A 24526-nucleotide genomic window follows, 5' to 3' on the forward strand; every position below is an offset into this window, starting at 1 on the left:
GTAAACGTGCCAGAGAGTGTGGCCGATTTGGGCGAGTTCGGGCTGATCGGCGCCGTGACTGCGCGATACCCCCAGGGCAGCGGCGTCATCCTCGGTCCCGGCGACGACGCGGCGGTGATCGCGGCGCCAGACGGCCGCATGGTGGTGACCACCGACATGCTGGTGGAGGGTCGCCATTTCCGGCGCGACTGGTCGAGCGCCTATGACGTGGGCCGCAAGGCGGCCGCGCAGAACCTCTCCGACGTGGCGGCCATGGGAGCCCGGCCCACGGCTGTCACGGTGGCGATGGGTGCTCCGAAGGACCTGGACTCCGCATGGGCGCTGGAACTGGCCGATGGGCTGCGCGACGAGTGTGAACAGGTGGGCGCGTCGGTGATCGGCGGTGACACGGTCAGCGCCGAGACGATCATCCTCGCGGTCTCGGCCTTCGGTGATCTGGACGGCCGGGAGCCCGTGCTGCGCTCGGGGGCTCGGCCGGGTGATGTGCTCGCCGTCTGTGGGCGCCTGGGATGGGCAGAGGCCGGACTGCGCGTGCTCAGTCGCGGGTTCACCTCGCCCCGGGTTCTGGTGCAGGCGCACCGCCGTCCCGAGGTGCCATACGACGCTGGCCCGGAGGCGGCCGACGTCGGCGCCAGTGCGATGTGCGACGTGAGCGACGGCCTGTTGGCTGACGCCGGTCACATCGCGGAGTGCAGCGGCGTGCGGATCAGCGTGCACAGCGGGTCGCTGGAGATCCCGGAGCCGATGCGCGAGGTCGGCGCCGCGCTCGGCGAGGATCCGCTCCAATGGGTGCTCGCCGGGGGCGACGACAACGCGCTGCTCGCGACCTTTCCTGCGGAGCTCCGGCTCCCGGAGCGCTGGCGGGTCATCGGCAGCGTCGTCGAAGGTGCTGGAGTGGACGTCGACGGTGAACCGCACGTGGGCCGGGCCGGCCACACGCACTTCTCCTGATCTCGGCCTTCAGACGGTGCACAGCGTCAGGCACACGTCGTCAGGGCAGCGGCGGCGGGATGTGGGCGTCGGAATGCGCGGGGGCGCCGCGATCACGCGTCGTGGAAGAGGGCGCTGACCGATTCGCCGTTGTGGATGCGCCGAATAGCCTCGGCGAACTGCGGCGCGACGGATAGCACCTCGAGCTTCGGGTGCCGCTCAGTCTCTGGAATCGGCACCGTGTTCGTGCAGACGATCTCGTGGACCTCATCGAAATCTGCCAGGCGCTCGATCGCCTTATCCGTGAAGAGGCCGTGCGTACAGGCGATCTTGATGGACTGGACGTGGTGCTCCCGAAGCCTGCCGATCAGTTCGATCACGGTGCTGCCCTTGGCGATCTCGTCGTCGAGGACGATGATGTCGCGACCCTCGACGTCGCCGATGATGGCGCTGATGCTGACCCGGTCGTCGGCGAAACGCTGTTTGGCGCCGGCCGCTACCGGTACGCCGAGCATTCGGGCGAAAGCCGACGCGGGCTTCGCGTTACCGAGATCAGGCGAGACGACGACGGTGTTGGACAGGTCGCTGCCGCGGAAATGCCCGGCCAGCTCGCGTAGAGCATGCAGCTGGTCGACCGGGACACTGAAGAACCCATGGACCTGGGGCGAGTGCAGCGTCATCGCCAGTACCCGGCTCGCCCCGGCCGTGACCATGAGATCCGCGACCAGACGCCCACCGATGGAGATCCGCGGTGCATCTTTCTTATCCGACCGCGCGTAGGCATAGTGCGGAATGACGACGGTGGTCCGGGCCGCCGAGGCCCCGCGTGCGGCATCCAGCATCAGCAGCAGTTCGACTAGGTTCTCCTGAACCGGTGGAACGATCGGCTGGATGAGGAAGACGTCATGTTCACGGCAGTTGGCCTGGAGCTGCACTTCGAGGCAGTCGTTGGCGAACCGCTGGATCCGCACGGGATGCAGCGGCACGTCTAGGTGTGCGCAGATCTCTGCGGCGAGCTCATGGTGCGCAGTTCCGCTGAAGACGGCGATGTTTCGCATCGAGTCTTAATCCAGGCCGTCGCCGACTCCCAGCGAACGTCAGGCGGTGCGTAGGACTTTGCCGGCCTTGATGCAGGAGGTGCAGGCGTTGATCCGCTTCGGCGTGCCTCCGGAGACGGTACGCACCGACTGAATGTTCGGGTTCCAACGGCGCGGGGTCCGGCGGTGCGAGTGCGAGATCTTGTTGCCGAAGCCCGGGCCTTTGCCGCAGACGTCGCAAGTGGCAGCCACGGGATTACTCCTACGGAATGTGTAGTGTCAGGAAACTATGGTGTTGCACCCGATGCGACGCGCCGCGTCGCGATCGAGGCAACCGCTCTAGGATACGTGTTCCGCGTCTCAGACCCAAACCGGGAGTCCGGTCCCCCCGAGAAGGCAACGACGTCCCCGGGTGTCGTGCGGAGGATCAGCCGCTTCCCGCCGGCGAGCTCACGCCAGTCGGCGTGCCAAGTCGTCGGGCTGCGGGATCGTCAGGATCCAGACAGATGTACCTAGGCCCAGACGAGAGATACGCTCCACCGACAAGACGTGGTGAACCGGAAGGAGTCGTGGGGTGCAGCCGGTCGCGGACGCGGATATCGTCCGGCGCTGGTGCCGGGCGGGCCTGGACGGCCTCGCGGCGGCGCGTGAGGAGATCGACGCGCTGAACGTGTACCCGGTGCCCGACGGCGATACCGGCACCAACCTGTTCCTGACGATGGAGGCCGCGTGCGCCGCGGTGGACGCCGAATGCGGGCCGGACACCGGCCTGCGCGAGGTGGCCGAGGCGATGGCGCGCGGAGCCTTGATGGGCGCGCGTGGCAACTCCGGGATCATCCTGGCGCAGATGCTGCGCGGTGTGGCTGATGTGCTTTCCCGTCCCGGCACCAGTCTGGCCGACGGTGCGGCGCTGGCGGATGCCCTGGAGCGCGCGTCGGATTCCGCCTATGCCGCGGTGCAGGAGCCGGTCGAAGGGACCATTCTCAGCGTGGCGCGTGCTGCCGCGGCCGGCGCTCGCGCGTCCCAGAACGACGCGCGCTCAGATGAACGCGAGAACCACGACGCAGGCGCGCGTGAGGAGGCGCGCACGCGTCGGCACGAAGACCGCCTTGGCCCGTCCGGACCCCTGGCCGGCCTCTCCCGCGTCGCACTCGCGGCTGCTCGTTCCGCTCGTGCCGCCCTGGCCGAGACCCCGAACCAGCTGGAGGTGCTGCGTCACGCGGGTGTGGTGGACGCCGGCGGACGCGGTCTGACGGTACTGCTCGACGCGTTCGACACGGTGCTGACCGGCCGCCGTCCGCTGCCTGCGCCGCGCCGCGTCGGCGAGCATCATGTTCCGGGGCCGGCAGTATCCCGGCCGACGGATGCGGACCGGACCACCGACGCACGCTCGCCCGCCTACGAGGTCATGTACTTGCTCGACGCGCCGGACGCGGAGATTCCTTCGCTGCGGTCGGAACTGGCCAAGCTCGGGGATTCGCTCGTGGTTATCGGTGGTGACGGCGAGTGGAACGTGCATGTTCACGCCGATGACGCGGGTGCCGCGATCGAGGCCGGCCTGGCGGTCGGCCGGCCACATCGGATCAGCGTGAATCACCTGGCGGAGGCGGCAGGTTCGGACGCCGGAGGGAGCGATCTGTCCGGGCGCGCGGTGGTCGCTTTTGCCGCCGGCCCTGGGTTGGCCGAGCTGTTCGCCTCTGCCGGAGCGGTCGTGGCGCCCACACCGACCGGGCACCGGCCGTCGACGTCGGAGATCCTCGCGGCCGTCGGCGACGTGCGAGCCGCCGAGGTGGTGATCCTCCCGAACGAGCGGGACGCCATCCCAGTGGCGGAAGCGGCCGCCGCAGAGCTGCGCGGCGACGGGCGTCGGGTGGCGATCTTGCCGACTGCCGCGCAGGTACAGGGTCTGGCCGCCGTGGCGGTCCACGAGCCTGGCCGGCCGTTCGATGCGGATGTCGTCGCGATGACCACGGCCGCGGCGCATGCCCGGCATGGGGCGGTCACGATCGCGGCGCGGGAAGCTGTGACCATGGCCGGCATCTGTCGTCCGGGTGACGTGTTGGGCGTGGTAGAGGGGGACTTCGCCGTCATCGGGTCCGACCTGCTGGAGGTCGCGATCGAGGTCGTCAGCCGGATGCTGGCGGCAGGCGGAGAACTGGTCACCGTCGTGACCGGCGCGGACGCTGAGGAGGCGCTCGCCGACGGCGTTCAGGCCTGGGTCCGCAAGACCTACCTGGAAGCCGACACCGTCATCTATGACGGAGGGCAGCCTCGGTACCCGCTGCTCCTCGGGGTGGAGTGACGACCGAGGCGTAGGGTGTCCCGTCTGCCCGGAGCTTGCGGAGGGTAGGGCGCCCGGAGTCGAGGGTAGGAGCGACCAGACGGATCGAGTGACGACCGAGGCGTAGGGTGTCCCGTCTGCCCGGAGCTTGCGGAGGGTAGGGCGCCCGGAGTCGAGGGTAGGAGCGACCAGACGGATCGAGTGACGACCGAGGCGTAGGGTGTCCCGTCTGCCCGGAGCTTGCGGAGGGTAGGGCGCCCGGAGTCGAGGGTAGGAGCGACCAGACAAGTGGAGTGACGAGGCGGAACCGCCAACCGAGTGGTGGAATAGGACTCGTGGAACTCCACTGGGATCTCGATGTCGCGGTCGGCGACAAGACGGCGAAGGTGCTGGCGAAGGAGCTGGACCTGCACACGGTCGAGGACCTGGTCCGGTACTACCCACGGCGCTACATCGAGCGCGGCGAGCTGACCGACCTCGCGGCGCTCCGCGAGGACGAGCAGGTCACTGTGCTCGCCATGGTCAAGACCGCTCAGTTGCGCGAGTTCCGGGGACGTAGTTACGGCGGCGGGCGGCGCAGGCCGAACAACCGCCTCGAGGTGGTGGTTACCGACGGCGTCAGCGATCTGCAGCTGGTCTTCTTCAATCAGGACTGGCGGATGCGCGACCTCAAACCGGAGCGGATCGGGATGTTTGCCGGGAAGGTGAGCTCGTTCCGTGGTCAGCGCCAACTCGCGCACCCGGAGTACCAGATGGCGCCGGACGATGCCGAAGACCTCCAGGAAGCCGCCCGGGCCTTCGCCGAGCAGATCATCCCGGTCTACCCGGCGACCGGCCGCCTCGCGTCGTGGCGGATTCAGAAATGCGTGGATCTGGTACTCGATCAGCTCGGCGACGTGCCGGATCCGCTTCCGGAAGATGTGCTGCGCCGGCGGCACCTGCCCGGGCTGGCCGAGACGTTCCAGGCGATCCACCGGCCCGTGGACATGCAGCGCGTGTGGCAGGCACAGGCGCGATTGCGCTTCGAAGAGGCGTTCGTGCTGCAGACCGAACTGGCCCGGCGCCGGACGTCCACTGCCGCGCTGCCGGCGCGCCCTCGGCACGCCACACCCGGGGGTGTGCTGAAGGCGCTGGACGAACAGCTTCCGTTCGAACTCACCGCGGGGCAACGGGCGGTGGGGGAGACGATCGCGGCGGACCTGGCCCAGGAACACCCGATGCATCGGCTGCTTCAGGGAGAGGTCGGCGCCGGTAAGACGGTGGTGGCGTTGAGGGCGATGCTCTCCGTCGTCGACGCCGGCGGCCAGGCGGCGCTGCTCGCGCCCACGGAGGTGCTGGCCCAGCAGCACTATCGCTCCCTGATGGACCTGCTCGGGCCGCTCGGTCAACGCGGCATGCTCGGTGGGCTGGACATCGGTACGCGGGTTGCGCTGGTGACCGGGTCGATGGGCGCCAAGGCCCGCAAAGAGGCGCTGCTCGACATCGGTGTGGGGGATGCCGGCATCGTCGTGGGTACACATGCTCTGCTCGAGGAGCGGGTGCAGTTCTTCGACCTCGGCCTCGTCGTCGTCGACGAGCAGCACCGGTTCGGCGTCGAGCAGCGGGCGGCGCTGGCGGCGAAGAGCCGGGACGGCACGCGACCGCACGTGCTGGTGATGACGGCCACACCGATCCCGCGGACGGTGGCGATGACCGTCTTCGGCGACCTGGAGATCTCCACGCTGCCTGACGTCCCGGCGGGGCGGGCCGAGGTGGACACCCACGTGGTGCCGGTCAAGGAGAAGCCGCATTTCCTCCAGCGGACGTGGGAGCGCGCCAGGGAAGAAGCCGAGGCCGGGCGCGGCGTGTACATCGTCTGTCCGCGCATCGGCGACGAGGACGAGCCGGCGATGCTGACCGTGGCAGATGGCGATGACGCCGGCACTGGCGTTGCCGCCGGCGAGGCCGGTGCCGGAACCGCTGCTGGTGCCGGGCCCGACCAGCGTCGGCCGATCGCCGTGCTGGAGCTGGCCGAGGAGCTGCGCGCGGGCCCGCTGGCCGGACTCGAGGTGGAGATCCTGCACGGGCGCATCGCCGCGGAGGACAAGGAGGCCACCATGCGGCGGTTCGCCGCCGGAACCACCAATGTGCTGATCGCGACGACGGTGATCGAGGTGGGCGTGGATGTGCCGACGGCGGCGATGATGGTGATCATGGACGCTGACCGGTTCGGTGTCTCGCAGCTTCACCAGTTGCGTGGCCGGATCGGCCGTGGCGAGCTGCCGGGTGTATGCCTCCTGGTCACCGACGCTCCGCCGGAGTCACCGGCGCGTGAGCGGCTGGAGGCGGTGGCGGCGACGCGGAACGGCTTCGAGCTGGCCCGGGTCGACCTCGAGCAGCGGCGCGAGGGCGACGTGCTGGGCGCGAGCCAATCGGGGCGGCGGTCGAGCCTGAGGTTCTTGAAGGTCATCAAGGACGAGGACGTCATCCGGCAGGCTCGTGACGACGCGGCCAGACTGGTCGACTCCGATCCGGAACTCAGTGAGCATCCACACCTGGCCGCGGCGATCGACGCGATCCTCGCCGAGCGTGATGAAGACTACATCGACAAAGGATGACGCCGTGATCACCGATCGCTGGACGCGCCGTTGGGCGGCTCAGGCGTGGATGATGATGGGCGGAAGGGCGGGGCGGACGTGACGAGGATCGTTGCCGGCGTAGCGGGAGGCCGGCGGCTGCAGGTTCCGCCCGGACAATCCACGCGTCCGACCTCGGACCGGGTGCGGGAGGCCCTGTTCTCATCGGTGGAGGCTTACCTCGGCGGGCTTGCTGGTGCGCGGGTGCTCGACCTGTTTGCCGGGAGCGGTGCCTTGGGCTTGGAAGCGCTGTCGCGTGGTGCGGCCCTCATTACACTCGTCGAGTCCGATGCGCGAGCGGTCCGGACCATCCGCGCGAATATCGCCGGTGTCGGGCTACCGGGGGCGACGGTGGTTCATGACTCCGTGGAGCGGGTCGTCGCCGACGGGCTGTCCGCCGACCCCACAGTGGTACCTCGGCACCGCGACGGCACCGCCGCGAATGAGCCGGCACAGAGCCGCAGCGGCGCACGACCGACCGCTGCCGACCTGCGACGACAGGGCGCGGCTGGTGGCGCTCCGTATGACCTGGTACTCGTCGATCCGCCGTACGCCATGGACTCCGACACGCTCTCCGGCATGCTGGCGCCTCTCCCACACGGCTGGCTTGCCGCGGATGCCTTGGTCGTGGTCGAGCGGGACCGTCGTAGCGCGCCGTTCGAATGGCCCGACGGGCTGACGGGTTTGCGTGAACGCGCATATGGGGAGACCGTGCTTTGGTACGGTCGCTCGGCCGGAATGATGTAGCCGGAACAACAACACACAGATCCGGCCAGGCGCCCGCGGTGGCCGGTCCGCACTGGACCGGCGCTCGGCGCAGCCGGTGCCCGCGGCCAGGGCGCCGGTGGATAGTGCCGGTGTGACCACTGGAGGTATCGTGCGTCGTTGCGTATGCCCGGGCTCGTTCGATCCCGTCACCAACGGACACCTGGATGTGATCGAGCGGGCGGCCGGCGTGTTCGACGAGGTGGTCGTGGCGGTGCTGGTGAACGTCGCGAAGAAGGGGTTGTTCGACCCCGACGAGCGGATCGACATTCTCCAGGACGCCTGTGCTCATCTGCCCAATGTGCGGATCGCCAGCTTCGGCGGGCTGCTTGTGGACTTCGCCCGGCAGAACGATGCCTCGGTCGTCATCAGGGGGCTGCGCGCGATGACCGACTTCGAGCACGAGCTGTCGATGGCACAGATGAACCACCGGCTCAGCGGCCTGGAGACGTTCTTCGTCGCGACCAATCCTGAGTACTCGTATCTCTCCTCCAGCCTGGTCAAGGAGGTCGCCTCTTACGGAGGCGACGTGAGCGGACTGGTGCCCAAGCAGGTTGAGGAACGGCTGCGCCGCCGATTCGAGGACGCAGACCCGAACAGCCGGTAACGTGAGAGCTGTCCCGGCCGACGCCGCGTGCGACGGCCGGACCGCAGCTTGGTTTCGGCGGCGTTGTATCTCAGCAGGGGGAAGGTCGTGGAGATTCATAAGAAGCTCGACGAGCTTGCGGAGTTGGTCGACTCCGCTCGCACGATGCCGATGTCGTCTTCGGCGATCGTGAACAAGACCGACGTGCTGGCCATGATCACCCAGGTCCGGGAGATGCTGCCGGAGACCCTGGCAGCCGCGGACACCGTGATCGCCCAGCGTGAGGAGCTCCTCGCCGAGGCGCGTGGCAAGGCGTCCAAGATCATCGCCGACGCACGCGCGGAACAGGCACGACTGGTCGGCGACCACACCGTGCTGGTGGAGGCGCGACGCGAGCGCGGTCGGACCCTGGAGCAGACCAGGCTGGAGATCGAGGCGATGAAGTCGGCGCTCGACGACCATGTGGACGCCAAGCTCGCCCGGCTCGAGCTCGTCGCCGAGCGGATCGTGGAGACGGTGCGGGAAGGACGGCAGCAGCTGCACGAGACCAACCCGTACGACGGTCTCGCCTCTGCTCTGTCGACGACGGACCGCGACGAGGCCGAGCCGATGCCGGAGGGGGACGAGGACGACGTCGATCCATTCGGCTCGAGTGACCAACGCACGGAATGATCTGTTCGAGTTGGCTCCGTCCCGGCATACCTAGTACTCTTGGGTGCGGTCTCGCCACGAGGCCGTGATCGGTCTGCCCGCACATTTACGAGAGTTGATAGCCCTGAGCGCCCTCGATCCGCGCGCGCCGTTCGTGCTCGATATCCGCGAGCTCGGACGTCGCCCTGGAGCGATGCGGCGCGTCTCCCGTGTGGTGCCGGCGCCGTCCGGTCTCGGAATCGAGGGCGTGGTCGGAGTGCCTGAAGGCGCCGACGTCGAGCTGGAAATCCGGCTCGAAGCGGTGATGGAGGGTGTGCTCGTCTCCGGGACGGCGCATGCGTCGTTCTCCGGCGAGTGTGTACGGTGCTTGGATCCCATCGAGGATGAGGTTCTCGTTGAGCTCCAGGAGTTGTACTCCTACTCTGACTCCGACGACGGTGAGGCCGACGAGGACGGTCTACGCGTCATCGACGACATGATCGACCTCGAGCAGCCGGTGCGTGACGCGGTGGTGCTGGCATTGCCGTTGGCGCCGGTCTGCCGGGAGGATTGTCCCGGCCTGTGCTCCGTATGTGGGGCTCGGCTGGAGGATGACCCCTCCCACCAGCACGAAATGACCGACCCCCGGTGGGCGGCTCTGGCCGAGCTGCTCGCCGACGAAACGAACGAGTCCGGCTCCTCGGGGGCCGGCCCGACGGAGGAGAAGTAGCCGTGGCCGTCCCCAAGCGCAAGATGTCCCGCAGCAACACCCGCCACCGCCGTTCGCAGTGGAAGGCCAAGCTGCCGCAGATCCAGAAGCGCACCGTCAACGGTCGCACGACGTGGGTCGTGCCGCACCGGGCGCACGTTGTCGAGGACTCGCAGGGAACCCCGCTGTTCCGGGAGTACAACGGACGTCAGGTGGGCGACGCCTGATCGGGACCCCAGAATGACGGCTGAGTCGAAAGAGCTCTCGGAGCTCGAAGCCCGTCTTGGCCTGCCGGTTGACGGGGCGCTGCTGGAGCAGGCGCTCACCCATCGTTCGTATGCCTACGAACATGGTGGGCTGCCGACCAACGAGCGCCTTGAGTTTCTGGGCGACTCCGTGCTCGGACTGGTGGTGACCGATGCTCTGTACCGGCGCCACCCAGACCTCTCCGAAGGGCAGCTGGCGAAGCTGCGCGCCGCGGTCGTCAATATGCGTGCCCTGGCCGGTGTCGGCCGCAGCCTGAGACTGGGCGATTTCCTCCGGCTCGGCCGTGGCGAGGAGGCGACGGGTGGCCGGGACAAGGCGTCCATTCTGGCGGACACCGTCGAGGCGCTGATCGGTGCTGTCTACGTGGATTGCGGAATTGACGAAGCGACTGCGCTGGTGCACCGCCTGGTGGATGATCTGATCGACGTCTCGGCGACACTCGGCGCAGGTCTGGACTGGAAGACGTCGCTGCAGGAGTTCGCCTCGCGGCACGCGCTGGGCGTGCCGGAGTATCAGGTCTCCGAGGAGGGGCCTGATCATGAGAAGGTCTTCACGGCTGAGGTCTTGCTGTCCGGCACCGTGCACGGAACGGGTCAAGGCCGGAGCAAGAAGGAAGCCGAGGCGAACGCGGCCGAGCTCGCGTGGAGCGCGCTGAACGAACAGATCGGTCCGGAGGTCGCGGACGCCCCGGATTCGTCGGACACCTCAGGCGCTTCAGTTACCTCGGATACCTCCGAGGCCTCGAACACCTCAGACACCTCACACGACGCCGTCTCGGAGAAGCCCGGCGCGCGGGCCGGTCGTGGCCAGGGCGGCGCGCCGGCCGACGGTGCCTGAACTCCCGGAAGTCGAGGTCGTCCGGCGTGGCCTCGCTGAGCACGTCGCGGGCCGTCGTATCGCGCGCGTCGACGTTCTCCACCCTCGTGCTGTCCGCCGTCACGCGGCTGGACCGGCGGACTTTGCGTCGTCCCTGGTCGGAGCTGCCATAGATGCGCCTCGGCGGCGCGGGAAGTACTTGTGGTTGCCACTCGTCGACCGACTGACAGCCCTGGCTGCCCCTGGCCGTGAGCAGGCTCGGGACGCGCGGGCCGTCGACGCGCGCACCGTTCACGCACCGACCGATGACGTGTCGGCGGGCCGTGCCATCCTCGGACACCTGGGGATGAGCGGTCAGCTCTTGCTGCAGCCCTCGTCGGCCCCGGACGGCGCACATCTGCGGGTGCGCTTCGTGTTCGACGACGGCGGTCCGGAGCTGCGCTTCGTGGACCAGCGCACGTTCGGCGGTCTGGCGATCCACCCGACGGACGGTGCGGGGGTGCCGGTCGTCATCGGACACATCGCACGTGATCCGCTGGAGCCGGAGTTCGACGTGACGGCGCTGATCAGGGCGCTGCGTCGGCGCCGTACCGGCATCAAGCGAGCTCTGTTGGATCAGTCGCTGATCTCCGGCGTCGGCAATATCTACGCCGACGAGGCGCTGTGGCGGGCACGGCTGCATTACGCCCGGCCCACCGAGACGCTGCGCTCCATCGAGGTGCAGCGTCTGGTGGAGGCGGTGCACGATGTGATGAAGGCGGCGCTCAACGAGGGCGGGACGTCATTCGACCGCCTGTACGTCAACGTCAACGGCGAGAGCGGGTACTTCGACCGCTCGTTGCAGGTCTACGGCCGGGAAGGTGAGCCGTGTGGGCGCTGCGGCAGTGCGATCCGGCGTGATCCGTTCATGAATCGCTCGTCTTATACGTGTCCGCGGTGCCAGCCTCGACCGCGGCGGGCCCGTTGGTGACAGATGTACGCGCCGATATGTGCACTATGGGTTTAATGTCACATAGTTGAGTCGCCTGGTGTCTAGTCTCGCCTTGACCAGGGGCGGGTCCAGGTGAGATGCTGGTATACGTTGTTGCGGAGCTGTGCGTCCACCGTGAGTTTGCTCAGAGTGGAATGGCTGTCGCAACTGTCCTGAATCATTTTTTGAGATCTTAGCCTGTGGAGGGCATCAGCGATGGCAAAGGCGCTGTTGGGACATGTGGGGGGTCCGGATCCGCGGCTCGTCACAGAGGTACAGAGGCTCCGTCGCCGTGTCAACGACCTCGAGGCTGAGGTAGACCGGCTTCAGGCGGCGAACGCCGACCTCGCCCAGGCCGCCATGGACCACGACACCATGGTCCTCGACGAGTCCTCGGTACGTCAGCCGGCACTCACCTAACACACCTGGCAGCGTTGCTGCCAGGTTGTTTTTTGCGCCGGGTGGATTCCTCGCCCGGTATTCGGTGCGGGCGCCCGTGAGTGCTGCTCGCGGGCGCGTGTGTCGATCTTAGGTCACGCGCGGCACGGTCGACGTGGTGATGCGGCGACGCGTCATGGGCGACGGCGGCGTTGTTCGTCGCCGTCGCTGTTCACCGTCGCGTAGACGTCGGCGTCCGCTCCCGCCGCCTGGCTCGGGGCCGAATGCGGCTCGACGTGGGTGATCATGGGCGTTTGGACACCGCGTCCCCCGGAGAAGGGGTAGTCTGAGGCGGCAGCTTCCCCATGTGATACTCGAAAGCTGCCCGTGCGGGGGCGCGGCGAGGAGAGTTGTCCGTTGCATCTGAAGAGCTTGACGTTGCGGGGGTTCAAGTCCTTCGCGTCTTCGACGACGCTGCAATTCGAGCCCGGCATCACATGTGTGGTTGGGCCCAACGGCTCCGGCAAGTCGAACGTCGTGGACGCGCTGGCGTGGGTCATGGGGGAGCAGGGCGCGAAAAGCCTGCGCGGCGGGAAGATGGAGGACGTCATCTTCGCCGGCACCGCCGGCCGTCCAGCGCTCGGCCGGGCCGAGGTGGTGTTGACGATCGACAACGCCGACGGCGCGCTGCCGATCGAGTATTCCGAAGTGACGATCTCTCGCACCATGTTCCGCAACGGTGGCTCGGAGTACTCCATCAACGGCCAGAGTTGCCGCCTTCTCGACGTCCAGGAACTCCTGTCCGACTCCGGCATCGGCCGGGAGATGCACGTGATCGTGGGACAGGGCCAGCTCGACTCCATTCTGGGCGCCACCCCGGAGGGACGCCGGGGTTTCGTGGAGGAAGCGGCCGGAGTCCTCAAGCACCGCAAGCGCAAGGAGAAGGCGCTGCGCAAGCTCGAGGCCATGCAGGGCAATCTGACCAGGCTGCAGGACCTCACGGCCGAGCTGCGGCGTCAGCTCGGCCCGCTGGGCCGGCAGGCGGAGCTGGCACGACGGGCCGCCACCATTCAGGCCGACCTGCGCGACGCACGGCTGCGCCTGCTCGCCGACGATCTGGTGCAGGCCCGGGCGAACCTCGAGCAGGAGGTCGCCGACGAGGCTGCGCTGAAGGCGCGGCAGAGCGAATTGACGCAGGCCCTGGAACAGGCTCGTGCCGCGGAGGCGCGATTGGACGCCGAGGTCAAGGAGTCGGCGCCGGTGCTGAGCCGGGCGCAGGATGCCTGGTATCAGCTGTCCGGGCTGCGCGAGCGCGTCCGCGGGACGGTGTCGCTCGCGGCGGAGCGCTCGCGGCATCTGGCCACTACCGAAGACGCCCGGCCCACCGGACGTGATCCCGAGGAACTGGAGGAAGAGGCGGCCGCGGTCCGGGAGCAGGAGGTCGAACTCGCGGAGCTGGTCGAACAGGCCCGCGACGCGCTGGACACCGCCATCGCGGAACGCGGCGAGGCCGAGGAGGCGTCAGAGGCCGAACAGAAGCGGCTCGCCGGCCTGATGCGGGCTGCCGCCGACCGGCGGGAAGGGCTGGCCCGGCTCTCCGGTCAGGTCGAAGGGCTGCGCCGGCAGGCGGCCGCGGCAGAGGCGGAACTGACCCGGCTGACCGAGGCGCGGGAGGAGGCGCTGACCCGCGCCAGCCAGGCGGAGCATGAGTTCACCAGCCTGGAGACCACCATCGCCGGTCTGTCCGTAGGCGAGGAAGGTCTCGACGCGGCGCATGAGCGGGCGGCGGCAGAACTGTCCGAAGCCGAGCAAGCACTGGCCGCCCTGCAGGAGCATGTGCACGCGGCCGAGCGGGAGCGAGCGACTCTGGCCGCCCGCAAAGAAGCCCTGGAGATGGGGCTGACCCGCAAGGACGGGACGGCTGCGCTGTTGGCGGCGTCGGACCGGCTCTCCGGCGTGCTGGGATCGGTCGCTGCGCTGCTGACGATCGAACCGGGCTGGGAAGCGACGGTCGCGACGGCGCTGGGCTCCGCGTCCGACGCGGTGGCGGTGGAGTCCGTGGACGGCGCTGTGTCGGCCCTGCGCATGCTCCACGACGAGGATCTCGGCCGGGCCGGTTTCCTGGTCGGTGAGGCACCCGACGAGGACCCTGGAAGCTGGATGTCGCTGCCGTCCGGCATGCGGTACGTGGTGGAACTGGTAACGGCGCCCACGGAGTTGCGTCCGGCGTTGGCCGGCCTGCTGCGCGGGATGGTCGCGGTGCAGGACCTCGCGTCCGCCCGCGCCTTGGTCGCCGAGTACCCGCACCTGTGCGCTGTGACCCGGGACGGAGATCTGCTCGGTAGCGGCCGGGCCTACGGCGGCTCGAGCAGCGCGCCAAGCCTGCTGGAGGTCCAAGCCGCCGTCGACGAGGCGGCGGACCAGCTGGCTGAGGTGACCTCGCGGGCCGAACGGCTGGGACGGGAACTCGCCGAAGCCAAGCAACGACGGGACGAGGCGGCCGCGGCGGAAGCGGCGGCGTTGAGCAAGTTGCACGAGTCCGACGCGGAGTTGTCCGCCGTGGCCGAGCAACTGGGGCGGCTGGGCGAGGCCAGCCGGAGCGCGCACCAGGAGGCCGAGCGCCTGGAGAACGCCGTCGCCGAGGCGGAACAGGCCCGGGACCGCGACCTCGCGGCGTTGGCCGAGCTGGAAGAGCGGCTGGCTGCGGCCGAGGAGAGCTCCGACGAGGACGACGAGCCGTCGACGCAGGAGCGGGACCGCCTGGCCGACCTGGTCCGGCAGGCGCACCAGCGGGAGACCGAGGCGCGGCTCTCGCTGCGTACCAGCGAGGAACGGGCCCGGGCGCTCGCAGGCCGGGCGGAGAGTCTGGAGCGTGCCGCCCGGGAGGAACGGAAGAACCGCGAGCGGGCGGCCGTGCTCGCCCAGGCGCGTGCCCGGCAGGCGGAGATCGCCCAGGTCGTGGAGCGCGGTGCGACCGTGCTGCTGCACCGGGTCGAGCAGTCGCTGGAGGTGGCCGAGGCCGAGCGCGCCGCCGCCGAGCAGGCACGGGCCGAACGCGAGGCGGCGTTGGCCGCCGAGCGCGAGCGCACCCGCGCCGTCGCCACCGAACTGGAAGAGGTGACGTCCACGGTCCACCGGGACGAGCTGGCCCGCGCGGAGCACCGTATGCGGGTGGAGGCGCTGGAGACGAAGGCGCTGGAGGAGCTCGGTGTGGAACCGGATGTCCTGGTCGACGAGTACGGGCCGCACCTGATGGTGCCCGTCTTCGCGCCTCCGCAGACCATCAAGGAGGCGGCCAGACGGCAGGCCGCGGCACGGACGGGCGAGAACGACGGCGGCTCTCAGGTCGGCAGTGACCAGAACCACGGTGACCGCGCCGACGCCGACCGGGGCAACGCCGACCAGGGCAACACCGACCAGGACCGCACCGACCAGGACCGCACGGTGGCGCCGTCGTCGGGGACGCCCGCGCCGGCGCCGGACACCACCGAGGAGCCGCAGGACTACGTGCCGTATGTCCGGGACGAGCAGGAGAAACGGCTACGCAAGGCCGAGCGGGAACTGACCAAGCTGGGCAAGGTGAACCCGCTCGCGCTGGAGGAGTACACAGCGCTCGAGGAGCGGCACTCGTTCCTCGCCGAGCAGCTGGAGGATCTCAAGCGCACCCGGAAAGACCTGCTGGACATCGTCAAGGAGGTCGACAACCGGGTCCAGGAGGTCTTCACCAGCGCGTTCGAGGACACCGCCCGTGAGTTCGACCATGTCTTCTCCCGCCTCTTCCCGGGTGGCGAGGGCAGACTGGTGCTCACCGACCCGGATGACATGCTCACCACCGGCATCGACGTCGAGGCGCGCCCGCCGGGCAAGAAGGTCAAGCGGCTGTCCCTGCTCTCCGGGGGAGAGCGGTCGCTGGTAGCGGTCGCGTTCCTGGTGGCGCTGTTCAAGGCACGTCCCAGCCCGTTCTACATCCTCGATGAGGTGGAGGCGGCGCTCGACGACACCAACCTGGGGCGGCTGCTGGGCCTCTACGAGGAGCTACGGGAGCGCAGCCAGTTGCTGGTGATCACCCACCAGAAGCGGACGATGGAGATCGCCGACGCGTTGTACGGGGTGTCCATGCGCGGCGACGGCGTCACTGCCGTCATCAGCCAGCGCATCCGTGAGTCAGAGCCGGCCTGAGAGCTGATACAGACCCCAGCACGCCCATGTGTGCAATGAGCCGGGACGTGCAAAGCTGGAAGGGTGCGTGTTGGGATCCTTGGACCGCTGCAGGTATGGACTGCGGACGGGCGGCCGATCGAGATCGGCGCGGGACGCACGCGCGCGCTCCTCGCACGGCTGGCGCTGGAGCCTGGGCGGACGGTCCCGGTCGACGCCCTGGTGGAGGCCCTGTGGGGCGACGACCCGCCGTCCGGGGTGGCGAACTCGCTGCAGTCCGTGGTGTCGAGGGTGCGGCGCGCGCTGCACGCGGCTGAAGACACCGGCGATGCCGGCCACATCGGCGATGTCGGCGACATCGCCGGCCCGGAGCGGCTGGCATCGACGTCGGCCGGCGCCGGAATACCGTTGACGATCGAGTCCCGGCCTGCGGGATACATGCTCAACGTCGACGCATCGCACGTCGATGCGCAGGTGTTCGAACAGCGCGCGCGGCAGGGCCGGGAGTCGTTGCGGGACGGCGACGTCGATCATGCCTACAAACTCCTCGCCGACGCCTGTGGACTGTGGCGGGGCCAAGTCCTGGCCGATCTGCCCGGGGCGACGTTCGCCGCCGGGCCCGCGGCCCGGTGGGAAGAGTTGCGGTTGGCCGCGGTCGAAGATCGGAACGAGGCGGCGCTGCTCCTGGGCCGGTACGCCGAGGCGGTCACCGAGCTGGAAGCCGTGGCCGCCGACCATCCGTTGCGGGAGCGGGTCAGCGGGTTGTTGATCCGGGCGCTCGCCGGTGTGGGGCGGCAGGCGGATGCGGTGGCCGTGTACGAGCGGACCCGTCGGCGGCTCGCGGACGAGTTGGGGCTCGACCCGTCGCCGGAGCTTCGGGAGATCCACCTGGCCGCGTTGCGCGGTGAGCTGGCCGCCGTCGGGCCGCAGACGGCACCGGCCTCGCCGTCGGCCGATGCGTCGGATGGGTCGGGCGAGCCGGCCCGCCGGCGGGTGCCGTCGCGGCTGACCAGTTTCGTCGGCCGGGAGGACGAGGTCGAGTCACTCGCCGAGATGGTGACCGACGTGCGCTTGGCAACTCTGCACGGCCCCGGTGGTGCGGGCAAGACCCGGCTGGCGATCGAGCTGGCCCGACGGCTGACGGACGGCGCTACGTACCCGTCGCCGGAGGCGGCAGGTGTCAAGGTGGGCACCGACGGGGTCTGGTTCGTGGAACTCGCGGCGGTGGGCGACGCCCTCGACGTCGCGCCCGCGGTCCTGACCGCGCTCGGCTTAGGTGAGTATGCCTCCGGCCGGATCGAGACCATCCAGGAGCGATTGCCCAGGGCGTACGAAGCGAGCCGGCGGTTGGTCGACGTGCTCGCGGACAAGGACGTCGTCCTGGTGCTCGACAACTGCGAGCATCTGGTCGAGGCGGTGGCCGTGCTGGCCGACACGCTGCTGGCCGCGTGCCCCCGGCTCCGGGTGGTGTGCACCAGCCGGGAACCCTTGGACGTCGCCGGTGAGCAGTTGTACTCTGTGGGCCCGCTCGGCCTGCCCGACGCCGATCAGCACGTGAGCGCGGACGATGCGTATGCGTATGGGGCGATTCGGCTCTTCGCCGAGCGTGCGGCCGCCGTGCGGCCGGGATTCCGGATCGATGAGGATACCGCCCCCGCCGTGTTGGAGATCTGCCGACGGCTGGATGGGATGCCGCTGGCGATCGAACTGGCCGCCGCCCGGGTGCGGGTGCTGGCACCGGAGCAGATCGCCGCTCGCCTGGACGATCGGTTCCGGTTGTTGACCAATGGTGGCCGGACCGCGCTCGGGCGGCACCAGACGCTGCGGGCCGTCGTCGAATGGAGCTGGGATCTGCTCGACGTGCCGGAGCGGATCCTGCTCCGACGGCTGTCGGTCTTCTCCGGTGGTGCCTCGTTGGACGCGGTCGAGAGCGTCTGTGCAGGTGCGGGGCTCGCGGCCGCGGACGTCTTGGACACCCTCGCGGCGCTGGTCGGAAAGTCCCTGGTGGAAGCGGTCTCGTGCGGCTCCGGCGGCGAGGTGCGTTATCGGCTGCTGGAGACCGTGCGGGCGTACGGGGGAGAACAGCTGGCCGCCGCCGACGAGTCGGACACGGTGGGCGGAGCACACGCTCGCTACTTCCGCGATCTGCTCGAACGCGCCGAGCCCTACCTGCGGCGAGCCGAGCAGGTGGAGTGGATGGCCACGCTGACGGCCGACTATGACAACCTGCTCACCGCGCTGCGGTGGGCGATCCAGCACTCCGACGCCGACCTGGCGATACGCATGGTCGCCGTGTTGGGCTACTACTGGCTGTTGCGGGGGACCACTCGTGAGGGCGGAAGCTGGCTGCAGGAAGCCTTGGCGGTGCCCGGGCCGAACCCCCCGGAGCAGCGGGCGTGGGCGTATGTCTTCGACGCGCTGAGCTGCTATACCGATCAGGGCATGACAGGGCTGGCCCGCAGCCTCGGCCGGGCGCGATGGACGAGCCGTCGGATCCACAGCGACGCATCGACGGTGCCCGCGTTCGTCGAGACGCTGTGGTTCGCCATGTTCGACGGACGGCCCGAGGTCCGGCACCGGCTGGATCCGGCCAGGCGGAGCGACGACCCGTGGCTGCGCGGCATCGGTGACATGGCGGGGATGTTCATGGCGAGCGCCGTCAGTGATGTGCGGACCAGGGACGACGACCTCGCCGCGGCGTTGGCTGAGTTCCGGTCGATCGGCGACCGGATGGGCATGGCGTTTGTGCTACGCATGCGGGCGACGTTCGCCCGCGAGCGGGGAGCCTTCGAGGAGGCGACCGAGTCCTTGGAGGAAGCCCTGGCATACACCGAGGAGTTAGGGACGCTGGAGGACCTCCCCGTGGTGGGCGCGGAACTCGGCCTGGTCAAGGTCGACCAGGGCGACTTTGCGGCGGCGCGTCGTCTGCTCGAACAGGCGCGCTCCGACGCGCATCGTTATGGCCTGCCCTCCGCGCAGGTCATCGTGGCGCACGGGCAGGGGTGGCTGGCGTACCGGGAAGGCGATCTGGACGGTGCCCGGGAGTTCCTGGGCGAGGCGCGGTCTCTCGCCGGCGGTATGGGCGATCCGGAATCGCAAATCGCCATCGATTGCGCCCGGGTCGAGATCGCGGCCGGAGCGCTCGAGACCGCCGTCACGTTCCTGGATGAGGTGGTCGAGTTCGCTTTGCGACGCGCGACCGCGCGCGGCAAGGTCACCATTGCGGAGCTCCCGACCGCGGCGAAGGCGGCGGAGGCGGTGGCGTCCCTGGAACAGGCCCGCGGCCGGCACCGGCAGGCGGCGAAACTGCTCGGTGTCGCGGCCCTGCTCGGTGCCATCGATGACCTGCCGGATTACTCACCCAACGCCGAACGGGCCGCGGCCGAGAGCCAGGCCCGGGAAGCGCTGGGAGACGAGGTGTTCGAGCACGAGTATGCGGGCGGCGCCGCGCTGGATAGCGACGCCGCCCTGGACCTGTTGCGCACGTACCCGCTCGCAGGTGCGGTCAGAGCTTCCGCTTGAACGCCCAGACGGAGAGTGGCGCGAAGATCGCGAGGATGACCGCGGCTCCGATCAGCGTCTGCAGGATCGGTCCCGTCTCGGCCCCGGTGAGGAGCAGTCCCCGCACTGCGTCGGCGATCGTCGAGACCGGGTTCGCGTCCACGACGGGCTCGAGCCAGCTGGGAAGCGTATCCACCGGCACGAAGACGTTGCTGACGAACGTCAGCGGGAACAGGATCGTCATGCCGTAGATCTGCACCCGTTCCGGATCGCGGGCCAGGATCCCGACGACGACGCTCGTCCAGGAGAACGCCAGCGCGAACGTCAGCAGTAGCGCGACGGCGCCCAGCACGCCGAGTACGCCGTTGTCCGGACGGAACCCCAGCACCATGCCGACCGCGAGCACCAGGAGGATCGACCAGATCTGCTTGACCTGGTCGGCCAGGATGCGTCCGGCCAGCGGAGCCCAGCGTGCGATCGGCAGCGACCGCAGCCGGTCGAACACCCCTTTGGTCAGGTCGGTGTTGAGCCCCTGGCCCACGTAGAGCGTGACGAAGAGCATGTTCATCACGATCATCCCGGGCAGCATGAAGGTCAGATAGTCCTGCCAGTCACCGGCGATGGCGCCGCCGAACATGAACGTGAACAGCAACACGAACATGATCGGCTGGATGCTGAAGTCGCCGAGCTCCCAGGGATTGTGTCTGACCTGGACAACCGTGCGCCAGGCCAGGGTGAAGCTCTGCCGGATGCCGTCGACGGTGCTGACCCTCGGGCTGACATCATCGCCCGCGGGAGTGCTCCGTTCGCCGGTGGCGGGAACGCTCGTGGTGGCGGTTGTCATGCCGGAATCCTCTCGGTGCTGGTGGTGTCGTTGTCATTGCCGGCGGGGCCGCCGGTCAGGGACAGGAAGACCTCGTCCAGGCTGGAGCTGCGCAGCGTGAGCTCGGTGACGACCACGCCGGCGTCGTCCAGACGACGCACCACGGCCGGCAGCACTGCGGGGTCCGCCACGGCGGCCGTCACGAGGGTGTTGTCCACCTCGGGCTCGTTGCCGGTCAGTTCGCGCACGGTCGAGGTGACCTGGGACAGGTGAATCGGGTCCTGCGGTTGCACGGCCAGCGTCCGGGTACCGGTCATCGTCTTCAGCTCGTCCGGTGTTCCGGAGGCGATGATCTTGCCGTGATCGATCACGACGATCGTGTCGGCCAGTTCGTCGGCCTCCTCCAGGTACTGGGTGGTCAGCAGCACGGTGACACCGCGGGAGACCAGGGAACGGATCACGCCCCACAGCTCGTTGCGGGCGCGCGGATCGAGTCCGGTGGTCGGCTCGTCGAGATAGAGCATGCGCGGGCGTCCGACCAGACTGGCGGCCAGATCCAGCCGGCGGCGCATGCCGCCGGAGTAGGTCCCGGCCGCGCGTCCGGCCGCATCGGTCAGGTCGAAATCCGCGAGCAGTTCCTTGGCGCGCTGCCGGGCCTCGGCGCGCTGCATTCCCAGCAGCCGGCCGATGAGCAGCAGATTCTCCGTCCCGGTGAGGCTCTCGTCGACCGCCGCGTACTGACCGGTCAAGCCGATCAGCTGGCGGACCTGGTGGGCGTGCCGGACGACGTCATAGCCGCCGACCGTGGCGCGGCCGGCGTCCGGTTTCAAGAGCGTGCTCAGCACACGTACGGCGGTGGTCTTGCCCGCACCGTTCGGCCCGAGGACGCCAAGCACCGTGCCGGTGGGTATCTGGAGGTCGACCCCGGCGAGCGCGGTCGTCTCCCCGAAACGCTTCACCAGGCCTTCGGCCTGGATGGCGATGTCGGATGCAGTGGACATCTCGGTGGTCCTCCTCTGGCGTGAACGTGGGCTCGGCGCTGAGCCCGGGTGACGATGCCATCTTGCGTGGCGGCACTGACACATTCCGCACACTGCGCTGACACGGCGCACACCGCGCTGACACGGTGCGCACATGCGCAGAGTTCGCGTCGAGATCGCGCAGAGACGGCGCAGAGAACACGCGACACGCCGGGGCCGGCGCAGCACCGTGCGTAACCCGCGTGACTCGCGTAACCTGTTGTGACAGATGTTATTCATGTGACTGGCGTTGCACGGGGAGGTTCACATGACCGCAATCGCAGTCGCGATGCTGGCAATCGTGTTGCTGGCCACGGCCATTCTGGCGCTGGTGGGCGCCGTCCATGAGCTGACGCGCACCCGGCGTGGTCGGCGGTGGCTGCGCCGCAGGCGCTATCGCATGCAGGTCCGGACGGAGCTGCTGGGCGAGCTCGTCGCCCACGGTCTGCGGATCGGTCGGCGGGCGGTTGCCGAGCGGCTCACACGTCCGGTGCCGGTGCGCCTTCCGCGGCCCGAGGTTGTGGTGTCAGAGCACGCGATCTCACGCTGATCCGATTCTCCCACCCGCCGTAAGGGCGGGTGTCGCGACATGCATCGCGGGTGCCGGCTTCCGATGATCGCCATCCGGCCGGTCTGGCCGACGTACTCAAGAAGCACGGGTGCGGACATCCGGTGAATTCGTGGGAGGATGGGCGCTCGTGGAGTACGTGGTTATAGCTGTCGTCGTCGCTGTCCTGCTTGTCGCTGCCGTCCTTGCCTTCGTCGTCCCACGGCGCAGGGGGCGGATCAAGGAACGGCCGGAGAAGCCGCGCCCGGGTGTGGATTACCCGCCGGGTGTGGGCGACGATGCGACGCCGGCCGTCGATGAGCAGCGTCGGACCGTCTCCGACGTCACGCTTCCCGAGCCGGCGACGGTGGAGCCGGAGGTCGACCAGCAGGCCGTCGACGAGATCGTCGCGGTCCCGGTCGAGCGTCCGGAGCCCGCCGCCGGACGGCTCACTCGGCTGCGTGCCCGGCTGGCCCAATCCCAGTCGACGTTGGGACGCGGGCTGCTCGGTCTGCTGTCCCGGGAACGACTGGACGAGGACACCTGGGAGGAGATCGAGGACACGCTGCTCACCGCCGATCTCGGTGTGACGCCGACGCAGGAGCTGGTCGAGCGTCTGCGCACCCGGTCCAGGGTCGAGGGCCTCACCGATCCGGGACAGGCCCGCGCGGTGCTTCGCGAAGAGCTGATCACTCTTGTGGACCCGTCGTTGGACCGTTCGCTGCGTACGGACCGGCACGTGGCGGAGAACCGGCCTGCTGTGGTGCTCGTCGTCGGCGTGAACGGCACCGGGAAGACGACGACGGTCGGCAAGCTGGCACGGGTGCTCGTCGCCGAGGATCGCGACGTGCTGCTCGCGGCCGCGGACACCTTCCGAGCGGCCGCGGCCGATCAGCTCACCACCTGGGGCGACCGGGTGGGGGTTCCCACCGTGCGCGGACCGGAAGGCGGCGACCCCGGCAGCGTGGCGTTCGAGGCGGTGAAGGCCGGTATCGAGCAGGAGGTCGACACCGTGCTGGTCGACACCGCCGGCCGGCTGCAGACCAAGGTCGGCCTCATGGACGAGCTGGGCAAGATCAAGCGCGTCGTGGAGAAGCACGGCCCGGTCGACGAGGTGCTGCTGGTGCTGGATGCCACGACGGGGCAGAACGGGATGATGCAGGCGCGCGTGTTCGGCGAGGTCGTCGACGTCACCGGTGTGGTGCTGACCAAGCTCGACGGCACCGCCAAGGGTGGAATCGTCGTCGCGGTGCAGCGCGAGCTCGGTGTGCCGGTCAAGCTGGTCGGACTCGGAGAAGGCGCGGACGATCTCGCACCGTTCGATCCGGAGGAGTTCGTCGACGGCATCCTCGGCTGATGGCCTTCGGCTGAGGAGCCACGGCCCCGACCGCCGGCCTGGGCTCCGGCTGGCGACCATGCCGCCGTGTCGCTGCAGACCGCGCTGTCGGCTGCCCGGCCTTTCGGATCCCGGTACCGCCGCTCGGGCTACCGCGTCGCGTGCCGTTCGGGCGCTGGTGGAGGCGTGATGGCAGGCGGACTGGGTAACGAGGCAGATATCAGCATTCTGACTCGTGCGTAAGGAGAGAATCATGGGTGACGGCGAAGACCGGATCCGCCACGAGGGCGAGGAGCTCAAGGGCAAGGCCAAGGAGAAGGCGGGCGAGGCCACCGACAACGAGCAGGCTCAGGCCGAAGGTCGGAGCGAGCAAGCCAAGGGCAGCCTCAAGAAGGCCGGTGACAAGCTCAAGGATGCCGCCGAGGACGCCCGGAACGCCTTCAAGAAGTAACCTTCCGTGACGTCGACCAAGGGCAGAGCGGAGGCGGTGCTGGACCGACATGGCCAGACGTTCGCCGAGCAAGCAGGGATCAAGCTGGCTGACCGACCGTCTCCGCTCTACCGCCTACTGGTGTTGTCGACGTTGCTGTCCGCACGGATCAGTTCCGATATCGCGGTCTCCGCGGCGCGCGAGCTGTCCAAGGCGGGCTTTCGAACACCACAGAAGATGGCCGGGGCGACCTGGCAACAGCGTGTCGACGCCCTGGGCCGCGGCCACTACCGACGTTACGACGAGCGCACCTCGTCCATGCTCGGCGATGGCGCCGAGCTCCTGTTGGACCGTTACGGCGGAGACCTGCGCCGGCTGCATGACGACACGGCAGGCGTGGATGAGCTGGAGCGGCGCCTGCAGGAATTCCCCGGCATCGGCCCGTCGGGCGCGGCCATCTTCTGTCGCGAAGTGCAGGGTGTATGGCCCGACGTCCACCCGTATGTCGACTCCCGGGCGCGGGACGGCGCGGAGCGGCTGGGATTGCCGAAATCCGCGGAGAAGCTGGCTGAGATGGTCTCCAAGGACGATTTTCCGCGTCTCGTGGCCGCCTGCCTACGTGCGTCGCGCGACAAGTCCGTCGTCGACGACGTCAAGAAGGCCGCCGGCGACGACTGATCCGCGGCGGCACTGATACGCAGCAGCACTGAACCGCGGCAGCACCCGCG

General features: G+C 69.1%; 21 protein-coding genes. 17 read left to right on the forward strand and 4 right to left on the reverse strand.

Annotated features, from left to right (window positions below; translation table 11 throughout):
- Positions 1–6: 6 nt before the first annotated feature.
- On the forward strand, positions 7–951 hold the full coding sequence (locus G1H10_RS26005) for a thiamine-phosphate kinase (protein WP_163743461.1): 945 nt from the start codon (positions 7–9) through the stop codon (positions 949–951).
- Positions 952–1043: 92 nt separating this feature from the next.
- On the opposite strand, the gene G1H10_RS26010 is transcribed toward G1H10_RS26005, so the two are convergent.
- Entirely contained in the window at positions 1044–1988 is a 945-nt protein-coding gene (locus G1H10_RS26010) for a ribose-phosphate diphosphokinase (protein WP_163743463.1), read from the reverse strand.
- Positions 1989–2027: 39 nt separating this feature from the next.
- Complete coding sequence (gene rpmB / locus G1H10_RS26015; RefSeq protein ID WP_163743465.1) at positions 2028–2219, reverse strand: 50S ribosomal protein L28; 192 nt, start codon at positions 2217–2219, stop codon at positions 2028–2030.
- 322 nt (positions 2220–2541) lie between these two features.
- On the opposite strand from rpmB, the gene G1H10_RS26020 reads away from it, so the two are divergent.
- The 12 genes from G1H10_RS26020 (at position 2542) to G1H10_RS26075 (ending at position 19664) form a co-directional block, all read left to right on the forward strand.
- Positions 2542–4269, forward strand: coding sequence for a DAK2 domain-containing protein (locus tag G1H10_RS26020; protein ID WP_163743467.1), 1728 nt, complete (start codon positions 2542–2544; stop codon positions 4267–4269).
- Between the two features lie 314 nt (positions 4270–4583).
- Positions 4584–6845, forward strand: coding sequence for an ATP-dependent DNA helicase RecG (gene recG, locus G1H10_RS26025; protein ID WP_163743468.1), 2262 nt, complete (start codon positions 4584–4586; stop codon positions 6843–6845).
- Positions 6846–6923: 78 nt separating this feature from the next.
- The gene (locus G1H10_RS26030) at positions 6924–7610 is read left to right on the forward strand and encodes an RsmD family RNA methyltransferase (protein WP_163743470.1); all 687 of its coding nucleotides are present in this window, start codon (positions 6924–6926) and stop codon (positions 7608–7610) included.
- Between the two features lie 130 nt (positions 7611–7740).
- Positions 7741–8235 carry a pantetheine-phosphate adenylyltransferase gene (gene coaD, locus G1H10_RS26035; protein WP_163743574.1) on the forward strand — a complete coding sequence of 165 codons (495 nt, stop codon included), beginning with the start codon at positions 7741–7743 and terminating at the stop codon, positions 8233–8235.
- Between the two features lie 87 nt (positions 8236–8322).
- Positions 8323–8886, forward strand: coding sequence for a F0F1 ATP synthase subunit B family protein (locus G1H10_RS26040; RefSeq protein ID WP_163743471.1), 564 nt, complete (start codon positions 8323–8325; stop codon positions 8884–8886).
- Positions 8887–8983: 97 nt separating this feature from the next.
- Positions 8984–9574 (forward strand): YceD family protein, encoded by a 591-nt coding sequence (locus G1H10_RS34780; protein WP_163743576.1) that lies wholly within the window; start codon positions 8984–8986, stop codon positions 9572–9574.
- A 2-nt stretch (positions 9575–9576) separates the two neighbouring features.
- Positions 9577–9780: a 50S ribosomal protein L32 gene (rpmF, locus tag G1H10_RS26050; protein WP_163743473.1), complete on the forward strand. Its 204-nt coding sequence runs from the start codon at positions 9577–9579 to the stop codon at positions 9778–9780.
- Between the two features lie 13 nt (positions 9781–9793).
- Positions 9794–10657: a ribonuclease III gene (gene rnc, locus G1H10_RS26055; protein WP_163743475.1), complete on the forward strand. Its 864-nt coding sequence runs from the start codon at positions 9794–9796 to the stop codon at positions 10655–10657.
- Entirely contained in the window at positions 10650–11606 is a 957-nt protein-coding gene (gene mutM / locus G1H10_RS26060; RefSeq protein ID WP_163743477.1) for a bifunctional DNA-formamidopyrimidine glycosylase/DNA-(apurinic or apyrimidinic site) lyase, read from the forward strand. The genes rnc and mutM overlap by 8 nt, the downstream gene beginning before the upstream one ends.
- 216 nt (positions 11607–11822) lie before the next feature.
- Positions 11823–12026, forward strand: a complete 204-nt coding sequence (locus tag G1H10_RS26065; RefSeq protein ID WP_163743480.1) for a hypothetical protein — start codon at positions 11823–11825, stop codon at positions 12024–12026.
- A 375-nt stretch (positions 12027–12401) separates the two neighbouring features.
- On the forward strand, positions 12402–16163 hold the full coding sequence (gene smc, locus G1H10_RS26070) for a chromosome segregation protein SMC (RefSeq protein WP_163743482.1): 3762 nt from the start codon (positions 12402–12404) through the stop codon (positions 16161–16163).
- A gap of 63 nt (positions 16164–16226) precedes the next feature.
- Positions 16227–19664 carry an AfsR/SARP family transcriptional regulator gene (locus G1H10_RS26075; protein WP_163743484.1) on the forward strand — a complete coding sequence of 1146 codons (3438 nt, stop codon included), beginning with the start codon at positions 16227–16229 and terminating at the stop codon, positions 19662–19664.
- Here G1H10_RS26075 and G1H10_RS26080 read toward each other — a convergent pair.
- Both G1H10_RS26080 and G1H10_RS26085 read right to left on the reverse strand, forming a co-directional pair.
- Positions 19648–20487, reverse strand: a complete 840-nt coding sequence (locus tag G1H10_RS26080) for an ABC transporter permease (RefSeq protein ID WP_163743485.1) — start codon at positions 20485–20487, stop codon at positions 19648–19650. The genes G1H10_RS26075 and G1H10_RS26080 overlap by 17 nt on opposite strands.
- Positions 20484–21467 carry an ATP-binding cassette domain-containing protein gene (locus G1H10_RS26085; RefSeq protein WP_163743487.1) on the reverse strand — a complete coding sequence of 328 codons (984 nt, stop codon included), beginning with the start codon at positions 21465–21467 and terminating at the stop codon, positions 20484–20486. The genes G1H10_RS26080 and G1H10_RS26085 overlap by 4 nt, the downstream gene beginning before the upstream one ends.
- A 286-nt stretch (positions 21468–21753) precedes the next feature.
- On the opposite strand from G1H10_RS26085, the gene G1H10_RS26090 reads away from it, so the two are divergent.
- The 4 genes from G1H10_RS26090 to G1H10_RS26105 all read left to right on the forward strand — a co-directional run bounded on the left by G1H10_RS26090 (position 21754) and on the right by G1H10_RS26105 (position 24476).
- Complete coding sequence (locus G1H10_RS26090) at positions 21754–22035, forward strand: hypothetical protein (protein ID WP_163743489.1); 282 nt, start codon at positions 21754–21756, stop codon at positions 22033–22035.
- Positions 22036–22183: 148 nt separating this feature from the next.
- Positions 22184–23389: a signal recognition particle-docking protein FtsY gene (gene ftsY / locus G1H10_RS26095; RefSeq protein ID WP_163743491.1), complete on the forward strand. Its 1206-nt coding sequence runs from the start codon at positions 22184–22186 to the stop codon at positions 23387–23389.
- Between the two features lie 232 nt (positions 23390–23621).
- Positions 23622–23819: a CsbD family protein gene (locus G1H10_RS26100; protein ID WP_163743493.1), complete on the forward strand. Its 198-nt coding sequence runs from the start codon at positions 23622–23624 to the stop codon at positions 23817–23819.
- Positions 23820–23825: 6 nt separating this feature from the next.
- Complete coding sequence (locus tag G1H10_RS26105; RefSeq protein ID WP_163743495.1) at positions 23826–24476, forward strand: HhH-GDP family DNA glycosylase; 651 nt, start codon at positions 23826–23828, stop codon at positions 24474–24476.
- Positions 24477–24526 lie beyond the last annotated feature (50 nt).

Origin of the sequence: Phytoactinopolyspora halotolerans, assembly GCF_010550675.1 — a bacterium.
Lineage (GTDB): Bacteria > Actinomycetota > Actinomycetes > Jiangellales > Jiangellaceae > Phytoactinopolyspora > Phytoactinopolyspora halotolerans.

Bases quoted from the DNA above. Each gene is read 5' to 3' on its own strand.
- G1H10_RS26010 (WP_163743463.1), bottom strand. From the start codon at position 1,988: ATGCGAAACATCGCCGTCTTCAGCGGAACTGCGCACCATGAGCTCGCC.
- rnc (WP_163743475.1), top strand. From the start codon at position 9,794: ATGACGGCTGAGTCGAAAGAGCTCTCGGAGCTCGAAGCCCGTCTTGGC.
- G1H10_RS26065 (WP_163743480.1), top strand. From the start codon at position 11,823: ATGGCAAAGGCGCTGTTGGGACATGTGGGGGGTCCGGATCCGCGGCTC.
- G1H10_RS26080 (WP_163743485.1), bottom strand. From the start codon at position 20,487: ATGACAACCGCCACCACGAGCGTTCCCGCCACCGGCGAACGGAGCACT.
- G1H10_RS26085 (WP_163743487.1), bottom strand. From the start codon at position 21,467: ATGTCCACTGCATCCGACATCGCCATCCAGGCCGAAGGCCTGGTGAAG.
- G1H10_RS26090 (WP_163743489.1), top strand. From the start codon at position 21,754: ATGACCGCAATCGCAGTCGCGATGCTGGCAATCGTGTTGCTGGCCACG.
- G1H10_RS26100 (WP_163743493.1), top strand. From the start codon at position 23,622: ATGGGTGACGGCGAAGACCGGATCCGCCACGAGGGCGAGGAGCTCAAG.